Below are 21,611 nucleotides of genomic sequence, written 5' to 3' on the forward strand. Positions count from 1 at the left end.
TATGCCGTTAAGTTTTTCACAAGATCAGCTCGCGATCATAAACCTTCTATTGAGAATAGCGGTAATGGCTGGCATCACCAGCCTTCTTCTGCAATTCAGGTCTGTCGTCGAGTACCTGGCCAGAGTGAAAGTCTCCCGGGGCATAGAAGTGAAACTGGTTATATTTTTCGCTGTCATTTTCTCGATGGGAATCGTGGTCCGAAAGGTATCCAGTCAGGCGGCGATGGATCTGGCTCTTGAAGGAGCGATATTTGCCGGATTGATAGGAGGAATGCGCGTAGGTTCCGCGACCGGATTCGTTATAGGCCTGACATGTTATTTTCTTGGAGAGCCGGTAGCGCTTCCTCTATATACCCTTTCGGGTTTTTTTGCTGGAATACTCTATTCCAGACTGGGCCAGATGGGGGAGATATGGAATTATTCACTCAATCCATTCCTGATAATCTACAATTTTATGGAAAAACTGTTTAGACGCAGACTTGACAGGAATTTTCTTCCTTTTATCCTCATTATTGTACTGGCCCTCCTCAGATACAGGCTGCTCGACACCTACTATGGAAGGGGGATGCTGTACGGTTATCCGGTGAGAGACTGGTTCTTCATCACGATCGACCTGACAGTCATAGTATACACTCTCGGGATATCTTTGAAGATGGCGAACAACGCGAGGATGGAAGTGATTATCAGAGAAGAGGAGAACCAGCTCGTACACGCGAAACTCTCTACTCTGAAGAGCCAGATCAACCCGCATTTTCTTTTCAATACTCTTAATTCGATTTCCGCCCTGATCAGGACTGATGCCGGGAAGGCCAGGGAGATGACGAGGAAACTCGCGTCAATATTCAGAAAATCGCTTGAAGACACTTCTGATACGCATTCCCTTAGCGAAGAGATAATGTTCATTGACGATTATCTCTCTATAGAGAAGATCCGGTTTGGCGAGGAAAAATTGAAGATAATCAAGGACCTCGAACCGGAAAGCATGAACTGCCATCTGCCTTCGATGCTTCTTCAGCCTGTTGTTGAGAATGCCATAAAACACGGCATTTCCTGCGTTACCTGCGGAGGAAGACTTCAGATCTCCTCAAGATGCGTAGAGAGTGGTATCGTCGTCGAGATCACAAATGATGGTCCTGAAGTAGACCGGTTCGATCTGTCGGTACTTATGGATCAGGGAGTGGGAATGAAGAATGTCGTAGAGAGGCTTAAGATATATTCACGTGGCGAAGGAAGCCTTTCGATAACCCCCACACCCGGAGGCGGCGCTGTAGTAAGATTGTATATACCTGATACTGCAAGGAGGAGGCAGGAGGGATGAAGATCAAAGCGCTTATAGTCGATGACGAGAAACTTGCCCGGAGCGAGATGAGGTTCCTGCTCGGCGATTATGGTGAGATCGAGGTGATCGGGGAGGCTTCCGGAGGCGGGGATGCGATATCGATCATCAGGAAGAATCAGCCGGATATCGTCTTTCTCGACATTCAGATGCCTGAGGTGGACGGATTCCAGGTGGTCAGGACTCTAATGGAAGAAAAAAAGCTCCCCCTGGTCATCTTTACGACAGCATATGATCAGTACGCGATAAAAGCTTTCGAGATTAACGCGATCGATTACCTCCTCAAACCGATCGAGAAGGAGAGGCTCTCCGGAGCTATAGAGAGGGCAAAGGCGATATTGCCCCGCAGGGAGGAATATCTCGACAGGATAAGGAAACTGACGGAGAATATCAAGGGTGGCACCCGTTTCCTGCCTCGCCTGGTAATAAAAAAAGATGATGGTATGATGGGGCTCGTGGAAGTGGAAAAAATCGCCATGCTGCACAATGAGGGGGGAAAAGTGACTGCATATACTGATGATGGGCGATATGAATCGAACTACAGCGATATAGACGAGATCGAAGTCCAGATAGACCCGAAGGTATTTACCAGACTTGGAGCGGAATATCTTGTGAATCCCGGGAAGATCGTCCAGATAATCCCATGGTCGGGCGGTAACTATATAATGACTATAGATGATTCAGAAAAGACAGAGGTCCGTCTTCAGAGGTCCCAGGCTCAACTTCTCAAGAATAAAATCGAAGGTATCTTTTAGGAGGTCAGGCGGTTTGGATCAGATTTTCGATCTTCTCGTGCTCGGGGGTGGACCAGCGGGATACCCTGCCGCTATCAGGGCTTCTCAGCTGGGAGCTTCAGTATGTCTTATCGAAAAAGAGTCGATCGGCGGAGTCTGCCTCAACCGGGGATGTATACCGACGAAAACGATGCATGCTCTGGCACACCTTATAGAATCTTCCTCGGGAGGAGATGGAAAAGGCGTGGCGGGTTCAATAAAAGCCGACGCCACGGGGCTTTTTTTACATAAGGATGATGTAGTAGAGAGCCTGGTCTCAGGAGTCGAGAAGCTTCTGTCCGGCAGAAAGATAGATGTAGTGAAAGGATCGGGAAGGATCACCTCTCCGGGCGAGATAGAGGTGGAAGGAACCGGTACGGTAAAGGGCAGAAAGATCCTGATAGCAACTGGATCGACCGAGATAGAAATCCCCGGCCTGGAGTTCAACGGTAAAAATATTCTCAGCAGCACCGATCTGCTCGATCTGGGAAGGATCCCGGAGAGTATGCTGGTAATCGGAGGAGGCGTCATCGGATGCGAGTTCGCGTCGATCTTCTCCGCTTTTGGAACAAGGGTCACGGTTGTAGAGATGCTCCCTTCCCTAATTGCGACTGAAGATATCCATATAATCAGATTCTTTCAGTCTATAATGAAGAAGAAGGGTATAACTCTGAGGCTTGGCTCGATGGTCAGGGAACTCGTATCGGATGGTGGAAAAGTGACTGCCCGGCTTGTAAGCGATGAAGAACTTTCCGCCGAGGTCGCCCTGGTCTCTGTCGGAAGATCTCCGAATATTTCCGGGATAGGGTTGGGAGCTCTGGGGATAAAGACGGATAAAAAAGGAATTAAGGTTAATAACAGGATGGAATGCACGGCAGAGGGTTTTTACGCCGCGGGGGACGTGGCGGGAGGCTGGCTTCTCGCGCATGTCGCGACAAGAGAGGGGATAGTGGCCGCGGAAAACGCTCTTGGATCTTCCCGCGAGATCAATTTTGACTCTGTTCCATTCACCATCTATACCCTTCCGGAGATATCGCGCGTGGGCCTTACCGAAGCGGAAGCAAAAGCGCATGGTTTCGAGATAGCGGCGGGAAGATTTCCTTTTGCCGCAAACGGGAAAGCAAGGGGATTGAGGGAAGAGGATGGTTTTGTCAAGTGGGTTGCCTCAAGGGAGGATGGCAGGTTGCTGGGGCTTCATATTATAGGTCCTCAGGCGACTGAGCTGATATCTTTCGGGACCCTCGCGATTGAAAAAAAGATGAAAGTAGAAGATATTGCTTCGGTTATTTTCCCCCATCCGACATTGTGCGAGGCGATCGGGGAGGCGGCCGAAGCAGTCGAGGGAAAAGCAATACATCTCTTGCGGTAATCATTCCGTTTTATCAACAGTTCCCTGAGAATCAGATGATACGATTGATCTTGATAGTGATATAGCTTGAAAGAAATAGGTCAGCCGGGAGGATATTTCATGTTCAGGGGAAATTCAGGATATTCCATTTGCGTGATAGTACTTATTCTGTTTGTCATTGCCCCATTTTCGCCAGCCCGAAGCGGCAGATATGTGGAAAATATCCCGGGTGGGCCGGAGGTGATTTATCAACAACACGCAGAATCAGGAGTAGTATGCGTAACAGTCTCGGTTTCCGCCGGTGCCGTATTCGAGGCCCCTGACACGAGGGGAGTCACGCATCTTCTCGAGCATCTCTGTTTTGACGGGACAGAGCGGTTTACCCGTCAGGAGATAAGCGATTGGATCGACGATGTCGGAGGTTTTCTCAACGCCTTCACGAGAAAAGAAACAACAGTATATTTTCTTCTTGTCGACCGCTCGCATCTTGAAGAAGCGTTCGAGATACTTTCACAGATGCTGCTTCATTCGGTATTTCCGTCAGATGAATTTGAAAAAGAGAAAAAAGTCGTTCTTGAGGAATTGCGGCAGGCTAAAGACAGGCCGGGAGAACGCAGAAGCTCCATCGTAGAGAGATATCTTTACAGAGGAAGTGATCTTGCTGAACCTGTCCTTGGGTATCCTTCGACGATAGCAGAGATCAGCCGGGATCAGGTGATAGACTATTACAGAAAATATTACAATCCTTTGAGGATGCGAATCATCGTCACCGGCGGATTCGACAGGGTGAGCGCGCGAGGATGGATCAACGATTATTTTACGACGGGGAAGAGGGATCAAGCCTTCGTTAAGGCCGAAGCGGGAGGATCGAGGCAGCATGAAAAAGAGAAGGCAAAGGGAGAGGCCGGTCATTCAAACAACGGATATATCTCCAGTCCCAGGTGGAGTAACGAAGTCACGGTGAGACACGAAAACGGCCTGGAACCGGTGTTGGAAATCCTCGTGCCTGTTCCGGGAGTGGGCGAAAAGGGATTTGCAGCCGCGATACTTCTCGAAAAGATCCTTTCCGGCGATGATTCTCCACTTGTAAAATCACTGGAAAGATATTCCTTGCCCGAAGCGGAGGTCTATCTTGAGGTCCATAGTGATTTTTCAGCCCTCAGGTTTCAGTTCGATGCTTTGTCCACGACACGATCGCAGGTTGACGACCTGATCAGCGCGATATCTTACCTCTCTTCATGGAGGCCATCGAAGGGGATGGTCGAAGCGACAAAAGTCTCATTTCTTGCCGCAGATGCCGCAAACAGGGAAAAATACCATTTTTATATAATGCTCGAAGGGGAAAGAATCGCTCTTTTCGGCGACACCTATCTCTCTGCCGTGTCGGAAGGAGTGAAAATTACCGATGAGGAAGATATCGTAAGGGTCCTCAAGACATATTTCGATCCGATCTGTTTCAATGCCGTATATATCGATCAGGGTCACACCACAGTTCTATCGGGAGATAGCGGCCCGAAGCCTTTGACGAGGGTCTTTGGCAACGGAGCGGTGGCAGCCTCGGAGAGAAGGACAGATTCAGAGATCGCCGCCCTGCATATTATGGTCAGGGGAAGAAATTGCAATGAAGAAGGTTTTTACCCCGGTATTACGGTCGTCCTCAACGCCGCTCTTGAGAACTCTGTCGAGGGGAAACAGCTTTCTTCGAAGTTGAGATCGTTGGGAGGCTCCCTGAAGTGGACCGATAATCCATACGTGCCAATGGATGATTATTATCTGAACCCTTCCTGGTCATTTCTCAGGCTCGAAGCCCCTTCTGGAAATATGAATGAAGCGGCCGCACTCGTATCAGCGCACCTGCCTGGTTCGATTCTGACCGAAGATGACCTTGAAAGCGCGAAACATATTTTGCGAAAAGAACTTGCCGTGAGGTCGGGCTCAGCTTACGCGGCATTGAGCGCCGCTGTCAAAAGATCACTTTTTGGTGATCATCCATATTCCCGGTCTGTATTTCCAGACCCTGCGGACCTCGAGCGGACATCTCTTGAACAGCTCAACAGATTCAGAGAAAAGAGTATCTGCGGATCGAACCTGATAGTGACCCTGGTCTCTCCTTCAGAACCTGCTGAGGTCCTGGATAGCCTTGAATACCTTTTTTCCAGCATGCCAGCGGGCAAAGTATCTCCCTGCCCCGCAGTCGAATGGCCGGTAGTGGCGGGGACGCGGGATGAAAAGAGCGAGAAATCAGGATTGTATATCGGGGCGGGGTGGAGGCTGGACGACCCATCGATACGTGAAAAGGCCGCCGCAACGGTCGCCGCTGAGATCCTCAGCAGGAGGATGCAACTGCAGATACGCGAAACATTGGGCCTGGCTTATTCGACCGGAGCATCGGTAAAATATCTCGAGAACGCCATCCAGGTAACCGCCTCTGTCGCGACGGGGATAGAAAACCTTGAAAAGGCTACTGACGCGTTGAAGAAAGAAATAACAGGTCTTTTTGAAGACAAGGCTTCGTCTGAGGAGATAGCGATAGCGAGAAACAGGATCATATCGCGGCTTGCCAGGCGCACGCTCTCTAGCATCGATCAGGCTTTTTCAATGGCATCCGATATATTTTTATGGGATGGCACCAGTAAAAGCCTCCTTTTAGAGGAGGTCACGGACGAGGATGTCCATTCCACGGTGGGCACTCATTTTTCCATTGACAGAATGGTGATCGTGAGAATGATCCCCTCCGCGGAGGGCGATGTAAAAAAATCGCCTCCCGCGGGAATGATGAGACGATAATTATTGACCAAAATCCCCATTTTATTTATATAGGGATATGAATCGTTTTTTACAGGTAAAGGAGAGACAGAATGGCCCACACTATTAATGATGAATGCATCAGTTGCGGTGCATGCGAGGCGGAGTGCCCGGTAGAAGCGATTGAAGAAGGCGACGAAAAATACGTGATCGACGCCGATAAATGTACCGATTGCGGAGCTTGCGTCGAAGTCTGTCCTGTTGATGCGATCGACGCGGGCTGAGCCGGTCCATCAGGATCGATAGCTTTTTCTATTATTCAACGGCCATGGCCCGGATCCCGAACCAGTTGTTTCGTGGATGGTCATGGCCGATTTTTATAGCCCTTCCGGGCATTATCATCTCTTCTCTTTGCGGCCTCTTCCCTGCTGAAAAGGCAACCGCAATAATCCTGCCTGGTCAGACCCAGCGACCTGCTTTTTTCAACGCTTATTTTGAAACCGTCTTTTTTCTTGAAATCCTCGCCCAGGAAAGAGATATGGTATTTCGCGGCGGCTTTTTCCCCTTCTTCGATGATCCTTTCCTGTATCTTGTGGGGACTTACCGAGAGAGTAGAAGTAAAAAGGTCGCAACCAAGCTGAGATCCTTTTTTAGCCGTGGCATCAAGACGGATCGCGTAACATCTCCAGCAGCGCTCACTCTTTTCCCCGAGGTGCCTGAATCTCTCTATCCCGCGTTGCCACGATCCGGGATCATATTCTCCCTCAAAAAGGTGGATCCGCATCTCTGAACAGACCTTCTTCATATCATCGAGACGTTGCAGGTACTCCCCGGCCGGCTGGATATTCGGATTGTAGAAGAATGCCGATACATCATACCTGTCGGAAAGAAGAGCGAGGACATGGCTTGAGCATGAAGCGCAGCAGGCGTGAACAAGTATTTTTTTTCGGGGGTCCATCTTATGCCCGGGCGAAAGGATCAATTGGATAGATTCGATCCGCCGCTTTCTGATGTTTTCCCATCGATTACCGGATTCTCTTCGCTGGTTTTCTCAGCGAAATAATCGCCGCGCGGATCTTTGACGGGGATCCGGTTAAGCTTTGCGATCTGATATTCGACAAAGAGGAGATAATCCATCATCTTATCTTCTCTCACGGGATTAGCCGGAGGAAGTTTCAGATTGCGTGGATTGACGAACTTGCCGTTCTTTTTCACTCTGTAGTCCAGATGCGGCCCTGTAGCATAGCCAGTCGCTCCCACATAACCGATCGTCTGGCCCTGTTTTACATTTACGCCATTCTTTATTCCCCTGGCGAACCTGCTCAGGTGGAGGTAATAACTGATAAAATCACTGTTGTGACGGACCTTGATATAATTGCCGTTTGCCTTTGTCCGCGATGCCGTCATGATCGTCCCGTCCCCTGTTGACTGGACTGGTGTTCCGGCCGGAGCCGCATAATCGATCCCGAGATGGGGACGGTAAGTGTGCAGTACGGGATGAAGCCTTCGTTTGCTGTAATTGCTGCTTATCCTCGTATAGTTCAGTGGAGCTCTCAGTAGTTGTTTGCGGAGCGATTTGCCCTGGTCATCGAAGTAGTCGGCAAGCCCATCTTCATTCTCAAAAAGAAATGCGTAGTGGTTGTCTCCGCTTGTATTGAATTCGGCAGCCAGGATATTGCCGATCCTTGGTCCTTCATCGCTTCCGGGCCCTTCAAGCATCGTTTTTTCCTCGTAAATGACCCTGAAGTAATCGTTTTTCCTGATCTGACTGAAAAAATCGATATCCCACGCGTATATGTTGGCTATTGTAGCTCCAAGTTCGTTCGACAGGCCCTGTTCCATCAATGATGCGAAAAAAGAACTGGTGATTATACCGGATGCTTCCCTTATTACCACTTTGAACGGGTAATCCTTTCTGGTGGTGACGAAATCTCCATCGACCGTCACTATCTCTATATATGACTCTGTCCCCTTGAGGGAAAAAGTCAGCCTTTGAAGTTCTCCACCGTCGCCGGTGAATATTTCGTAATACTGCCCCGGTTGTATCCTGGCGAAATCATATACAGGTTTTGATGCGCGGATTATGGCGTCGATCTGGTTAGGAATGATACCGGCATCACGTAATATATTGAAGAAAAAGGAGTTTTTCGTGACCATCCCGGAAAGAGCCGGAGCCTCGGGTTCATGAAGAACAGGTTCCCGCGCGGGAAGCTCGCTGGAGGAGATCAAGGCAGCCTCGACGATCACAGGCTGATCATCGACCTGCCGCCCACTTCTGACTGTCAGATAGAATATGGCGGCAATAGTCCCAGTTATTATTAAAGCTGATATTATCCTGTTGTTTTTCATTCTCGCGATCCTTTTAATTGGCTGAAAGATATCGAAAAGACTCCTTTTTAGTCAAGGAAAAGATACAGCCCCGCATCGGGAGCGCTCGGCGCGGAAGGTCTGTAAAAGAGATTTCCGCTCATTGATCCTCCCTCTTGATATATAAGCGCATATGGAGTACCTTTTGCGCATAAGTATATTTCGGTATTATTCCTGATCGTCTTTAGGGTTTACCGGATCTGTCATCCGCCGGTGGATCACCGGTCCGAAATGGCTGCCTGTGAATCGGGATCCCCGGTACTTCTTGCGAACGGGACCTGTTTATGGATGAAAAAAAGGGTGACCTGAGGGAGAGACTCGAAGCTCTGAAAATAAAAGCTGAAAATGTCTACAACAGGTCAGGATCCAGTGGGCCGCGAATCAACGATGCTCAGAATGTTGCTTATACTCCTCCGGCAGGCGAGGAGCTATTCAATACCGTCGATCCCTCGGGACGAAGGGAGCTTGCCGCGAGGATGAGCGAAGGACTCTCCTCAGGGGGAAGGATCGAAGATCTGGTCCATGGACAGGATTGTCATGTCGAAGGGGCGGCATTTTACAGGATTATCTCTGATGCCGGTGATATCTGGAGGAACGCTCCGGCGATACACGACGAATATCTCGGAGTGCTCGCCACCGGGTCGGCTTTCCGGATAAAGGGGCTTGAGACTCTCAGCGCCATTCAGGATGTCGATCCGGGAGAGATATGCTATCTTGATATAGAGACGACCGGACTTGGTAATTCTCCTCTCTTTTTAATCGGTCTGATGTATTCTGAAGGTGAAAGATTGATCCAGGACCTGCTTTTCGCCAGGGACTATACCGAGGAAAAAACTGTCCTGATCTTTCTATCGAGGATATTGCAGAAGTTTTCAGTCCTTGTCACTTTCAACGGGATAAGATTCGATATGCCCTTTATCGCGGAAAGGATGGCATCAGAATCGATTGAGTTCGTTCCGCCAGGTGTCCATATAGATCTGTTACCTCTTTCACGACGCTTACTCGGGAAAAGGACGCCGAATCATAAATTGCAGACGCTGGAAAGATATCTTCTCGGTAAAAAGAGGACAGGAGATATTCCAGGAAGCGAGATACCGGGAGCGTATCACGATTTTGTCAGGACAGGAGAGGCCGGTCCCATAGCCGGAGTGATCCATCATAACCGCCTTGATCTGCTGTCGATGCTCGAAATTGTAACGGTTTTTCTGTCAGCGGGTGAAAAGGCGGGGATTGATTGATGGTGCCCCGCGTACGGATGGGGAGGCCGGTATCTCAAAGGGAAAGGGAAGAAATTGGATTCGGGAAAATTCTTAAAAAAGATCACGGCGGAAGACTTCTACAAAGACCAGATCGTGCACAGGCATACGATCGCGGAGCGCAAGGCGAAGTTCGGCAGACTTGAAAAGCCCCTTCCCGAACAGCTCATCTCTTTGCTCGCCAGATCAGGGATCGAGAATCTCTACACTCACCAGGTCGAAGCGGTCGAGGCGCTTCGAAGAGGTGAACACATCGTCGTCGTTACTTCGACGGCAAGCGGCAAGACCCTTTGTTATAATGTCCCTGTCATGGAAAGCATGATCGCCGACGATCAGGCCAGGGCGTTATATCTTTTTCCGACCAAAGCACTCGCCCAGGATCAGCTGAGAGTGATAAGAAGGTATGGAGGCGAGGGAGGGATAGATTTTCAGTCAGGAACGTACGATGGAGACACTCCAGGTCCTCTGAGAAGGAAGCTGCGTGACGAGGCGAGAGTACTCCTGACCAATCCGGATATGCTTCATTCCGGGATCCTGCCGAACCACGCGAAGTGGGCGCCTTTCTTTACCAGGTTGAAATATGTGGTAGTCGATGAGATCCACACCTACAGGGGGGTCTTCGGTTCTCATGTGGCCAATGTCATCGGCCGTCTTCTGAGGATATGCCAGCATTACGGAGCGGATCCCGTTTTCGCCGCTTCTTCGGCCACGATCGCCAATCCTGCCGAACACGCTGAAAAACTTCTCGGCCTGAAGGTAAAGGTCATCAGCAGGGATGGTTCTCCCCGCGGCCGAAAACAGTTCCTGATGTGGAATCCGCCGGCGATCGATGATGCGGCGATGGAACGAAGGAGTGCCAATTCGGAGGCTGCCGAGATCGTTACGAGACTTGTCCTTGATGACGTCAAGACGATAGCTTTTGTCCGGGCGAGAGTTGTCAGTGAGGTAATAACAAGGTACACGCGTGAAAAACTCGCCGGGCACAGGGCGTCGATGAAGGACCTCGTGCATCCATACCGGGGGGGATACCTGCCGGAGGAAAGGCGGGAGATAGAGAGGAGACTATTCAACGGCGAGCTGCGGGCGGTCATAAGCACAAACGCTCTTGAACTCGGAATCGATGTCGGCGAACTGCATGCTTCGGTAATAACCGGTTATCCTGGCAGCATTGCTTCGACATGGCAGCAGGCCGGAAGAGCTGGAAGAGGGGAAGAAGAATCGTTGATATTCTTTCTGCCTTACAACATGCCTCTTGATCAGTACCTCGTGCGTCATCCTGACTATTTTTTCGGCCGTTCTCCCGAAAACGCGATCATCGACCGGTCCAATCCGCATATTCTTCTCGGACAGATCAGAGCGGCGGCGTTCGAATTACCCCTTTCCGGGAAAGAAGTCGAGAAGATGGGAGAATATGCTCCCTCGATAGCCCGGCTTCTTGAAGAGGAGAAAGACCTCAACTTTGTAAAGGGAAGGTGGTACTGGCGGGGTCGGGGATATCCGAGCGCGGATGTCAACCTGAGAAATATCTCTGATAATATATATACGATAATCGATGAATCGGAAGGTAACGTCATTATAGGCACGATAGACGAAGCAAGCGCGTTCCAGCAGGTACACCCCCAGGCGATATATCTCCATGAAGCGGAGACCTATTTCGTCCGCGATCTCGATGTGGAAAAGAAAATAGCCTTCATCGAGAAGACCAATGTCGACTATTACACGCAGTCGATAACGGAGACGCAGGTCAAAGTCGATCATGAAGAGAAAAACAGTCCCTGGCGGGTCAGCAGGAAAGCGTTCGGCGATGTCTCGGTGACAGACCTGACATTCATGTTCCGCAAGATCAAATTCGGAAGCAGGGATTCGATCGGGTATGGAAAATGCGATCTCCCGCCCCAGGTGCTCGAAACGGTCGGGATGTGGATAGAACCCCCGCACGAAGTCATGGAACTTGTCAGAAAATGGGGCAGGGTGCCTTCGGAGGGCCTTCTCGGCCTGTCCAACGTTCTCCGCGAAGTGGCCCCGCTCTTCATAATGTGTGATCCGCTTGATATCGGGACTACCGTCAATTCCAGGTCGACACCGTTTCCGGCGGTCTATCTCTACGACAAATATCCGGGAGGGCTCGGATTCGCCCTGAAAGCGTACGATCTTATAGAGGAGATCATGCAGGCATCGCGCGAACTGATCGAGACCTGCGATTGCAGGAGGGGGTGTCCTTCATGCGTAGGTTCACCGATTCCTCCCTTCACTCAGCTCGATCCGGACACCGGTGGACGCGGGATGATACCAGACAGGGAATCAGCTCTGGTCATACTGCACTGTCTTCTTGAGGAGAAGCCTTACGAACCTTTGCCGCTGGAGGAAAAAGGTGGGGCGGGAGAAGTGGAACGGCCGGAGGGGAAAGCCCTTCCGGCGGAACTTGAAGCGAAGCTTCGCAAGTCGCTTTCAGGGAAAAGGCGATCGAGGTGACTGCCGCGCCTGGTTTTCAAAAAAATTTCACAATGGTTTGACTGTCCGCTTTCCGTATGTTATTGTGCCTAATATTGTGCTACCAGAGGTAGTAATCGTGAAGGGCCGCCCCGTTGGCTGCCCGGTGAAATCCTTTAACTTGGGAGGCCCCGATGAGGGTGATCAAGCGGTACCGGATACATGCGGGTACATTTGCATGGATACTCCATCGCTTGTCCGGACTTGGATTGATCTTTTACCTTCTCCTGCACATATGGGTGATCAGTCACCTTTCAGGGGGAGAGAAATCGTTCGACGGTATCATGCACGCTTTTGGAAATCCGCTCTTCAAATTGCTTGAAGTGGGACTGGTCGGTGTGATCCTGTACCATCTTTTTAACGGATTGCGGATAACGTTGGTCGATATGGGTATATTGATCGAAAGACAAAAGATGTTGTATCTGATAGCGGTTATCATCTGGCTCGTATCATGGGCTGCTATCGGTGCGGTAATGGTGACACGGATGGTACTTCCGGCACTTGGATAGAAAGGAGGAGCGTAAATGAATTATAGAGAGACGATGACTTCGGGCGGCGCTCTTCTGTGGTTTTTTCAGAGGATCACCGGTGTCTATCTCGCGGCGATATTGTTGATCCACGTGATCAATCTCCACGTTCTGATCGGCGGAGAAGTCACCTTTGCCGCGATAGCCGAGAGGGTCGCGACACCGATGTGGAAGACGTTGAACATATCATTCCTGATTATTGCCCTTTTTCATGGCCTCTACGGCATGTGGGTCGTATTCGAGGATTATATTCATAAAGGCTGGATGAGGGTCCTGGTCTACAGTGTGATAGCGGCGATCGCTGTCGTCTTTACGATCTTCGGGACTCTTACCATGATAACTTTCCAGCATGGAGGTTGATAGATTATGACAATCAAAGATCCCGAGACCATTCACGACGTCGAGGGGGTGCCAGTTCACAGTGTGCACCGTCATGACGTGGTTATTGTCGGGGCCGGCCTTGCTGGAATGAGAGCGGCAGTGGAAGCGTCCGGAGAATTCGACGTAGCTGTAATATCAAAAGTATTTCCCACAAGGTCGCACAGTGGAGCGGCCCAGGGGGGTGTGGCCGCATCGCTGGCGAATGAAGAAGAGGATCACTGGGAATGGCACATGTTCGATACGGTAAAAGGGAGCGATTATCTCGGCGATCAGGACGTGATCGAGACTCTGGTCAAGGAAGCCCCGGTAGTAGTCAGAGAGTATGAACATTTTGGAGCGGCGTTTTCCCGTACCTCCGAAGGCAGGATTGCGCAGAGGCTTTTCGGCGGTCATACCAGGGATTTCGGCCGAGGAGGCCCTGTTCAGAGAGCCTGTTACGCGGTAGACCGCACGGGGCACGTGCTTCTCCATACCCTGTACGAGATATGCGTGAGAAACCAGGTCAGGTTCTATTCGGAATTTCATGCCCTCTCCCTGATCATCGATGAAGGAATCTGCCGCGGAGTGGTCGCGTGGGATATCGTCAATGGAGGGGTACACGTCTTTCACGCTAAGACAGTCATGTTCGGTACTGGAGGATATGGCAAGGTCTTCAAGATCACCTCCAACGCTCTGGCCAATACGGGAGACGGTCTCGGCATGGTACTCAGGGCCGGCCTGCCTCTGGAGGATATGGAATTCGTACAGTTCCATCCGACCGGACTTTATCTGCAGGGTATCCTTGTCAGTGAAGCGGCGAGGGGCGAGGGTGGATACCTGATCAACGACAAGGGCGAGAGGTTCATGGAAAAATATGCTCCGGAAAAGATGGAGCTAGCGCCGAGAGACCTCGTATCACGTTCGATCCAGACAGAGATCAACGAAGGAAGGGGTATAGGCGGCGAGGCCTACGTCTACATAGATCTTCGCCACCTTGGACGCGAAAAAATAATGCGCCAGTTGCCGCAGATCCATGAGCTGGCGTGGAAGTTCCTCCATGTGGATTGCATAACAGACCCGATCCCGATTCAGCCCACCGGACACTATTCAATGGGTGGGATCCCGACTGATATAGAAGGCAGGGTCCTTCTCGACGGGAAGGATAAGCCTGTAAAAGGGTTTTTCGCCGGTGGAGAATGCGCCTGCGTAAGTGTTCACGGGGCGAACAGACTCGGGACCAATTCATTGCTCGAAGCTTCGCTCTTCGGAAGGAGATGCGGAAAGTCGATAACAAGGTTCCTGCGCGAGAACCGCGATTTTCCCGATCTGCCGGCCGGCGCGGCTGTTGAAGCGATAAAGATGGTCCAGAAGCTTCTTTCGGCAAGCGGAAGTGAAAAGACGGCTGAGATCAGAAACGACCTGCAGGTCCTGATGACCAGCAAGTGCGGTATTTTCCGTGACGAAAAACAACTCGGTGAACTGAAGGTCGAACTGAAAAAACTTGAGAAAAGATACGAAAATGTCAGCCTCGACGACAAGAGTGAAAGATTCAACACAGATCTCCTTGAAGCGCTTGAACTGGGCAATATGCTTGAATTTTCAGAGCTTATCGTAGAGGGCGCATATAATCGCAGGGAAAGCCGGGGAGCGCACAGCCGCATCGATTTTCCTGACCGCGATGACAAGGACTGGTTGAAGCACACGATCGGGTGGAAGAAAGAGGGTAAGGTCAGGTTTGATTTTAAACCGGTGACGATCACCCGTTTTCAACCGAAAGAGCGAAAATATTAAAGGAGGCCCCCGAAATGGCTATGCTTAAGTTCAAGATCAACCGGTTCAATCCGGACGATGAAAGACGGGGTCATTACGCGCAGGAATATGAGCTGGATGTCCCCAAAGGTTATACAGTCCTTGACTGTCTGAATGATATAAAGTGGAAGCAGGACGGGACGCTGAGTTTTCGACGCTCATGCAGGAGTGGTATATGCGGCTCGTGCGCGATGACGATCAACGGAGTGAACAACCTTGCCTGCGAGACGCAGGCTCTCGCTCTCAAGAGCGCTGTGATAACGATAGAACCTCTCAGGGGATACCCGGTCGTGAAGGATCTCGTAGTATCACTCGATCCTATAGTGAGAGGACTTATGGCGGTAAAACCGTACATGATAAACAAGACGCCTCCCCCGACCGACCAGGAAAGGCTTCAGAGCCCTGAGGATCGTGAAAGACTCGAAGGATTGTACGAATGCATTCTTTGCGGTTCCTGCACGTCGGCATGTCCTTCATTCTGGGCGGACAAGGAGTATATCGGCCCGCATGCCTTTCTGAAAGCTTACAGGTTTGTCGCCGACAGCAGGGATGAAGATGCCAGAGCGCATCTTGAAGCGCTGGACGACAAACACGGATTGTGGCGTTGCCATACTATATTCAACTGCGTGGAAGCATGTCCCAAGGATCTCAATCCTACAAGGGCGATAGCGGAGCTGAAAAAGGAACTTGTCAAGGGGAAGATGGGATAGCCTTCGGGTAGAATCGATCATCAGAACGTCTGTCTCTCCGGTGCCGTTCGGGAGGACAGGTCGTCACGCCTGTCAAGTAAAGGTCGAGGAAGTCTGTCCCTGAGCGAAGTCGTCCTATGTGCGTCTTTGTCTTTCAGGAGGAACGATATGGGCGGTTTTTCAAGAAGAAGTTTTATCAAGGCCTCTGCCACGCTTGGTGCGGCGGGAAGTTTTATGCCGATTAAATCATTTTTTACTGGGTTTTCCCAGGCAAGAGGAGCTGAAAAGGCGGAAGGGCCGGTAGTGATCTCCACATGGAAACATGGCGTAGCGGCGAATGAGGCGGCCTGGAAGATCCTTTCTGAAGGCGGAACGGCTCTCGATGCCGTCGAGGCGGGGGTCCGCGTACCTGAGGGCGATCCTGAAGTGACAAGCGTGGGATTTGGCGGGTATCCGGACGAAGACTGCCACGTGACTCTTGATGCCTGCATAATGGGACCCGACGGGAACTGCGGGTCGGTCGCTTTCGTGGAAGGTTACAAGCACCCGATATCGATAGCGAGAAAAGTCATGGAAGAGACTGATCATGAACTGATCGTGGGAGCCGGAGCGGAGGAGTTTGCAAGGAAACACGGATTTAAAAGTGAGGATCTTCTCACAGAAAAAGCCCGCCAGGGATGGTTGAAGTGGAAATCAGGACTGAGTGACGACGACGACTGGATCCCCCCTGTCGAAGATCATGACACGATCGGGATGGTCGCGCTGGGAAGCAGGGGAGACCTCTCGGGCGCCTGCACGACGTCAGGTCTCGCCTTCAAGATACATGGCCGTGTGGGGGACTCTCCTTTGATCGGATCGGGAATGTATGTCGACAACAAGGTCGGCGCCGCCGCCGCTACCGGCAGGGGTGAGGCTGTCATCAAGGTGTGCGGTTCTTTTCTGGTAGTGGAATTTATGAGGCAGGGCCTTTCGCCCAAAAAGGCATGTGTCAAGGCGCTCGAAAGGATCGTAGAACACCAGGGCGGCAAGACGGATTTCCAGGTCGGATTCATCGCTCTCAGCCGAAATGGAGAGTATGGTGCCGCTTCGCTGGAGGATGGTTTCGAATACGCCGTGGCGACGGCAAAAGGGAACGTTTTATACAAGGCAGAGTATATCATATAGAGTTTCGATCCGAAGATAGATCGACCAAAAGATCCAGTTGGAAGGGAGTAGATGATAATATGGGAAAGATTCCCGCGGGGAAAAGGGATGTAGTGATCTATATCGCTCTTATGGCGATGGGCTTGCTTGTGATCTCCTGCTCCGGAGAGGTGCGAAACGCCGATTCAGCAGTAGAAAGAATGATGAAGGCGTATGGAGGGGAAGAAAAGGCCCTTCGTCTTATGTCTTATTCCGGAAAGGGATTCATAAAGAAGATTCCTCATGTTTATGTCGCCGAAAGTTATCCTTTCGATATCTATCAAAAAGGACCGTTGTTTAAAAACAAGGTGATGATCGTCGAACAGGGAGTCCTCACAGATGTGCGTATCCTTGTCGCGAATAAAGATGAACTCTTCAGCTGGACCGGGCTGACAGGAAAAGGTACTGTTCCCGCCTGGGAACTCGACCTTGTCAAATACAGGTTTCCGGGGATCTTCGGCTGGGTGGCAGAGACCGGTTCGAAAGCGGAACTGCTTGACAGCGCAGGTGAGGATGGAACCTGCAAGGTCCGCTATTCGAATGGAGATGATCTGATAACTCTGGTCATCGACACCGATAGCTGGCTTCTGAAAGAATCTGTCGTCGAGAGTGTCAGCGATACATCTTTTGTCAGCAGGGATGTATACGGTGAGTACCGGAATATTGACGGTGACTGGTTTCCTGGAAGGTTTACCGGATATATGAGGGGGAAGCTTTATTACGAATATCTGCTCGTAAAAGTGGAGATCGGGATCGATATCCCCGATTCGATATTCACCATTATTCCCGAGGATACGGTCAAACTCTATAATTCGATCTCGAAATCGTACACAAAGTAGATCGCCGCGACGAACGAAGCCTGCCAGGTTGGCACATTCTGTGCTTTACCGTTTCCTGGCGCGGATGAAAGGGATTGCTGATGATCCGCGGGTGAATATTCAGGAACTATTGACAACTTGTGCGGATGGCTGCTGTGTATAGAGAAAAGACTGATTCAGGTGACTGGTCCCTTTTCGGGGCTGAAAGAAATATCCGGATAAAACTTCAGAGCCTCGTCGTTGCGACGTCTTTCCTGATGCTCGTGGCGGGTTTGCGTCCCCTTGTCGAGAGAAATATTGCCCGGTCGGAGAGAAGCCGGCTGATCTTCGCTTCAGAGCTCGCTGAGCAGGTCTATTCGACAGTCGACAGCCACCCTGATCGGTCCAGGTCCGGTATCGGCCGCATATCAGGTTTCAATCATGACCGGGGAACCGGGCAAGCCGCCCACGGCGGAAAATCTCCCGCCGGTCGTCACGCGGGGAGATTGAGTCTTCTCAGAGCAGATGTAGCCGGAGAAGGCGGGCTTGTTTTTCACGCGGAAGCTTTTCTAGTGATGAAAAAAAGCGATGACAGCGCAGCGCGAGTAGTCGTATCGATCCGTTGGGATGGTCCCGGAGGAGAGAGGGATGTCACACTGTCGCGTCCCTGTGAGAACAGATCAGTCCTGGAGCAGCTCGCTTACCTTGAAGAGTGAACTGAACTCGTACCCTGCTTCTGCGATCCGTTCGGAAGCTCCTTCTTCCCTGTCGACCAGCACCCTGATCCCGGCGATGATCCCGCCTTCAGCCACTACCGCCTCAGCCGCCTTGAGAAGCGAACCACCTGTGGTCACGACATCTTCGAGGATAAGGACCCTCATGCCTTCCCTTATATTTCCCTCGACTCTGCTTTTGGTCCCATGGCCCTTCGCTTCCTTGCGTACAAGAAGTCCTTCCTTCGCCTCGCCACGAATCGCCGAGAGGGCCAGAAGGGCTCCGATGATCGGGTCGGCCCCGATGACAGGCCCGGCAAAGGTGTCGTAGAGTTTCTGGTCAAGGGAATCGAGAAGCAGTTTCGCTGAAAGATACAGTCCTCTTGAATCGAGAGTCGTCATTTTTCCATTGATGTAATAACTGCTTTTCCTGCCTGATACAAGGGTGAAATCGCCTTTTTTTATCGAGCGGGTCATGATGATTTTCTTCAGCTCAGATCTTTCGTCCAAATCATTCCTCCATCTGAATGATACAGGGCCTGTCAGACCGATGACAGGGGTATCTATCTTGTAAAGAAGTTGAAGCCGATTGTCAACTGGAAGAAATCGGCTTCCGTTTCGCCAGTATAGGCGTAAATCACGTGAGACCTGTCCGAGCCAGAATAGATATGATGGTATTTAAAGGCCATCTCGGCGCCAAGCCCGCCTTCAGTGATCCGGTAATAAAGTTTAAGGCCGGCATAAAGTCCCGGGTCGTTCCTGGTGATCCTTCCCTCGTAGAACCCCGAGACTATTACCGCGCTCGATGTGTAGAGTCCTGCTCCCGTCTCGGTCCCGAAAACGAGACGCTGTCCCAGGTCGAAATATGACTCGAAGCACGTTGTGAGAGAATATATCTCAAGTTTAATACTTCTGTTAAGGCCTGTGTAATCAAGATCAAGTTCACGGTCGAGCGACCTGCCAAAATAGTGGGTCGAAAGGGAAAAACCGAGTCCGAACCATGAACCCAGTCCTTCTACAAAATGGATCTCAAGCTCACTTCCTTTTCCAAAACTGTGGTCAAGTTTTCCGGGGCTGAAGACGCCGCCGATCCTGATTCCGAGGGTCTCCCTGCTTTTCATGTCAGCAGAATAAAGAGAAAAGGGGAAAAGAGAGACAATGACAAAGGTGATTATGAGCTTTAAAAATATGGCTTTCATGTGACGAAGATAATAAAATAGTTACTACGGTGCGAGAAAAAACGGCTTAATCGAAAGGGATGAAACTTATCTGGTAAGGACGAGCTTGCACACGGCGAAGATCTCATCTTTGTCACAGAGAGCCCCGACGTATATCCCCGAGGCGACAGCTTTTTCCCTGCTGTCAGTCCCGTTCCAATTGATATAACCCGTTCCTGAACTCCCCGTCCGGATAACGAATGAATCGACAGTCCTGCCGGAAATATCGAATATCCTGATCTGGTAAAGCCGGTCAGCTTCTCCTCTGAACTCGATTTTTGTCGAGGGGTTGAAAGGATTGGGATAGCAACTTACCGAATAGCGCGGGGAAGGGATATCAGCCGCAGATGTCGACCCTTCAAAGCATTCAGGGTCTCTCTTGTCGCCGTCCCTGTCGAGCTCACCCGGAGCGGGCGGGTGGGGAGTAACTGGAAAGGGAGATTCCTTTATTGAGTCGATATTGATATGGCCCATCGGAGCGGATGAGTTGTCGACTATCTCGATGTAGACTTCTCTGCCCATATATCGTTCTATGTCCCATATCCTCTCATCCATCGATTCGACACCTTTGCCTGTCTCGCTGAAAAGGATAGCACCGTCATGAGATCTTTTAAGGGCGATGTAGCATTCCCCGGGGTAGCAGCCTCCTCCCACCAGCATCTTCATGGACCTTCCAGTTACAATGAAATCTTTCGACCTTATCGCCCCTGTCGGCAGGTCGCCCTGCGAGGCACCTGGAGCTGAGCCAAGGAGGGGGCCATCGAAAGATTCACTTGTTCCGATCCACCAGTTCCCCTCAAATCCGACTTCAGTCGAATCGTCACCCCGGTAGTGGTAGGCATCACCAAAAACAGGCTGTCTGTTGAAAGCAGTTCCCCAGAGTATCGTCCAGTCAGGTCCAAGGGGGTCCTCTATCGTCACTTCGGGGAGGGTTCCGGACCATGTAAGAGTATCTACGCGGATAGAATATACTATCTCATCCGATGGAAGGATATATGAGCTGTGTCTTGAGAAGAGGCTGGCTTCGTCGTTCAGCCTGAGTAGTTCGCAGGCGTGTCCGTTATCGATTATCGCCCTGAAGATGATATTCCAGCCACCGGTAAGCGTGGCCGATGACATATGCGATATTCCACCTATCTCTTCTTCGGTGAAGAAGAGGTGATAGATGCCGTTACGCTTCATAAGGAATGAAGATTCGAGTGAATGCCAATTGTTATGGAGATAGAGAGGACCGATGTCGGTGAAATCGAAATACCAGTCTGATACGGCAAGCGATATGGCGCCGAACCCCGTTTTCGTCCTGGCGGTGTTTATCAAGTAGTTGCTGCCGTCATCATCGGTGAAAAACCAGGGATCCCTGCAGTTTGACCAGGTGTCTTCACTCCACTCGGCCCATGTGGTATCAGGGTGGAAGGGTTCAAAACGCTCCGGGACGGCTTCTGTCCACTCAGTCAGGTCCAGGTTTGAAAAGGCGAGGTGTGTGGTCTGCGAGACGTTATGATTTATACCGGTATAATAGATAAGGTGATATCCCGGATAGTCCTCAAAAGGAACGACGCACGGAGCCCATATCTCGACCGTTTCCGGCCCTGCTTGAAGGACCCGGCCGAGGATCTCCCAGTGGCGGAGATCGGTCGAGATCGCGTGCCCGAAACTTTTCTCCTCGTCAGTAATATAGAAAATATGGAATGTGTCGCCCGTTTTGATAAAAGCGTGATCTTTTATCATCTTTCCATTTTCGATGAAGACGGGACCCTCGAAATCAAAAAAGATCATTTGATCCGGGTCGCCCGGATGCGTCCCCTTGAGGACCGGTTCCTCCATCTTTTCAATCGGGGTGTTTTCTTCCGGAAAGGACGCGGAAGGCAATAACGCCAGCAGCAGGGCGAGCGACAGGAATACAGCGGCAAAAGAACCTGCCGGCATGATCGAGGCCGGGACTGAAGAACTGTGAGGGAAGTATTTATAATCAGGTCTTTTCAACCTGTCTCTCCCCGGTTAC

At 50.8% G+C, this 21,611-nt stretch carries 19 protein-coding genes; 14 read left to right on the forward strand and 5 right to left on the reverse strand.

Features of this window, described 5'->3' with window-relative positions:
• Position 1 precedes the first annotated feature (1 nt).
• The 5 genes from JW814_03640 (at position 2) to JW814_03660 (ending at position 6,486) form a co-directional block, all read left to right on the forward strand.
• A complete protein-coding gene (locus JW814_03640) occupies positions 2-1,318 on the forward strand; it encodes a histidine kinase (GenBank protein ID MBN2070529.1) in 1,317 nt (438 codons plus the stop codon).
• Positions 1,315-2,091, forward strand: a complete 777-nt coding sequence (locus JW814_03645) for a response regulator transcription factor (protein ID MBN2070530.1) — start codon at positions 1,315-1,317, stop codon at positions 2,089-2,091. The genes JW814_03640 and JW814_03645 overlap by 4 nt, the downstream gene beginning before the upstream one ends.
• A 13-nt stretch (positions 2,092-2,104) precedes the next feature.
• Positions 2,105-3,478: a dihydrolipoyl dehydrogenase gene (gene lpdA, locus JW814_03650; GenBank protein ID MBN2070531.1), complete on the forward strand. Its 1,374-nt coding sequence runs from the start codon at positions 2,105-2,107 to the stop codon at positions 3,476-3,478.
• Positions 3,479-3,577: 99 nt separating this feature from the next.
• The gene (locus JW814_03655; protein MBN2070532.1) at positions 3,578-6,244 is read left to right on the forward strand and encodes an insulinase family protein; all 2,667 of its coding nucleotides are present in this window, start codon (positions 3,578-3,580) and stop codon (positions 6,242-6,244) included.
• 71 nt (positions 6,245-6,315) lie between these two features.
• Positions 6,316-6,486, forward strand: coding sequence for a 4Fe-4S binding protein (locus JW814_03660; GenBank protein ID MBN2070533.1), 171 nt, complete (start codon positions 6,316-6,318; stop codon positions 6,484-6,486).
• An 80-nt stretch (positions 6,487-6,566) separates the two neighbouring features.
• Here the strand turns inward: JW814_03660 and JW814_03665 are convergent, their stop codons facing one another.
• A complete protein-coding gene (locus JW814_03665; protein MBN2070534.1) occupies positions 6,567-7,160 on the reverse strand; it encodes an epoxyqueuosine reductase QueH in 594 nt (197 codons plus the stop codon).
• A 20-nt stretch (positions 7,161-7,180) separates the two neighbouring features.
• Positions 7,181-8,551, reverse strand: coding sequence for a peptidoglycan DD-metalloendopeptidase family protein (locus JW814_03670; protein MBN2070535.1), 1,371 nt, complete (start codon positions 8,549-8,551; stop codon positions 7,181-7,183).
• Between the two features lie 302 nt (positions 8,552-8,853).
• Between JW814_03670 and JW814_03675 the strand changes: the two genes are divergently transcribed.
• The 9 genes from JW814_03675 (at position 8,854) to JW814_03715 (ending at position 18,395) form a co-directional block, all read left to right on the forward strand.
• Positions 8,854-9,807: a ribonuclease H-like domain-containing protein gene (locus tag JW814_03675; GenBank protein ID MBN2070536.1), complete on the forward strand. Its 954-nt coding sequence runs from the start codon at positions 8,854-8,856 to the stop codon at positions 9,805-9,807.
• A gap of 54 nt (positions 9,808-9,861) precedes the next feature.
• Positions 9,862-12,297 carry a DEAD/DEAH box helicase gene (locus tag JW814_03680; GenBank protein ID MBN2070537.1) on the forward strand — a complete coding sequence of 812 codons (2,436 nt, stop codon included), beginning with the start codon at positions 9,862-9,864 and terminating at the stop codon, positions 12,295-12,297.
• A gap of 152 nt (positions 12,298-12,449) precedes the next feature.
• Complete coding sequence (gene sdhC / locus JW814_03685) at positions 12,450-12,824, forward strand: succinate dehydrogenase, cytochrome b556 subunit (GenBank protein MBN2070538.1); 375 nt, start codon at positions 12,450-12,452, stop codon at positions 12,822-12,824.
• 15 nt (positions 12,825-12,839) lie between these two features.
• A complete protein-coding gene (sdhD, locus tag JW814_03690) occupies positions 12,840-13,202 on the forward strand; it encodes a succinate dehydrogenase, hydrophobic membrane anchor protein (protein ID MBN2070539.1) in 363 nt (120 codons plus the stop codon).
• 6 nt (positions 13,203-13,208) lie between these two features.
• Positions 13,209-14,993 (forward strand): succinate dehydrogenase flavoprotein subunit, encoded by a 1,785-nt coding sequence (locus JW814_03695; GenBank protein ID MBN2070540.1) that lies wholly within the window; start codon positions 13,209-13,211, stop codon positions 14,991-14,993.
• A 14-nt stretch (positions 14,994-15,007) separates the two neighbouring features.
• Entirely contained in the window at positions 15,008-15,721 is a 714-nt protein-coding gene (locus tag JW814_03700; GenBank protein MBN2070541.1) for a succinate dehydrogenase iron-sulfur subunit, read from the forward strand.
• Positions 15,722-15,868: 147 nt separating this feature from the next.
• Complete coding sequence (locus JW814_03705; GenBank protein MBN2070542.1) at positions 15,869-16,864, forward strand: N(4)-(beta-N-acetylglucosaminyl)-L-asparaginase; 996 nt, start codon at positions 15,869-15,871, stop codon at positions 16,862-16,864.
• Positions 16,865-16,923: 59 nt separating this feature from the next.
• The gene (locus JW814_03710; protein ID MBN2070543.1) at positions 16,924-17,721 is read left to right on the forward strand and encodes a hypothetical protein; all 798 of its coding nucleotides are present in this window, start codon (positions 16,924-16,926) and stop codon (positions 17,719-17,721) included.
• A gap of 134 nt (positions 17,722-17,855) precedes the next feature.
• Positions 17,856-18,395 carry a hypothetical protein gene (locus tag JW814_03715; protein MBN2070544.1) on the forward strand — a complete coding sequence of 180 codons (540 nt, stop codon included), beginning with the start codon at positions 17,856-17,858 and terminating at the stop codon, positions 18,393-18,395.
• Here JW814_03715 and pyrE read toward each other — a convergent pair.
• The 3 genes from pyrE to JW814_03730 form a co-directional block, all read right to left on the reverse strand.
• On the reverse strand, positions 18,360-18,902 hold the full coding sequence (gene pyrE / locus JW814_03720; protein MBN2070545.1) for an orotate phosphoribosyltransferase: 543 nt from the start codon (positions 18,900-18,902) through the stop codon (positions 18,360-18,362). The genes JW814_03715 and pyrE overlap by 36 nt on opposite strands.
• Before the next feature lie 53 nt (positions 18,903-18,955).
• Positions 18,956-19,591 (reverse strand): hypothetical protein, encoded by a 636-nt coding sequence (locus JW814_03725; protein ID MBN2070546.1) that lies wholly within the window; start codon positions 19,589-19,591, stop codon positions 18,956-18,958.
• Between the two features lie 66 nt (positions 19,592-19,657).
• Positions 19,658-21,592 carry a family 43 glycosylhydrolase gene (locus tag JW814_03730; protein ID MBN2070547.1) on the reverse strand — a complete coding sequence of 645 codons (1,935 nt, stop codon included), beginning with the start codon at positions 21,590-21,592 and terminating at the stop codon, positions 19,658-19,660.
• Between the last annotated feature and the right edge of the window lie 19 nt (positions 21,593-21,611).

It is taken from the genome of Candidatus Krumholzibacteriota bacterium (assembly GCA_016932415.1).
GTDB lineage: Bacteria > Krumholzibacteriota > Krumholzibacteriia > Krumholzibacteriales > Krumholzibacteriaceae > Krumholzibacterium.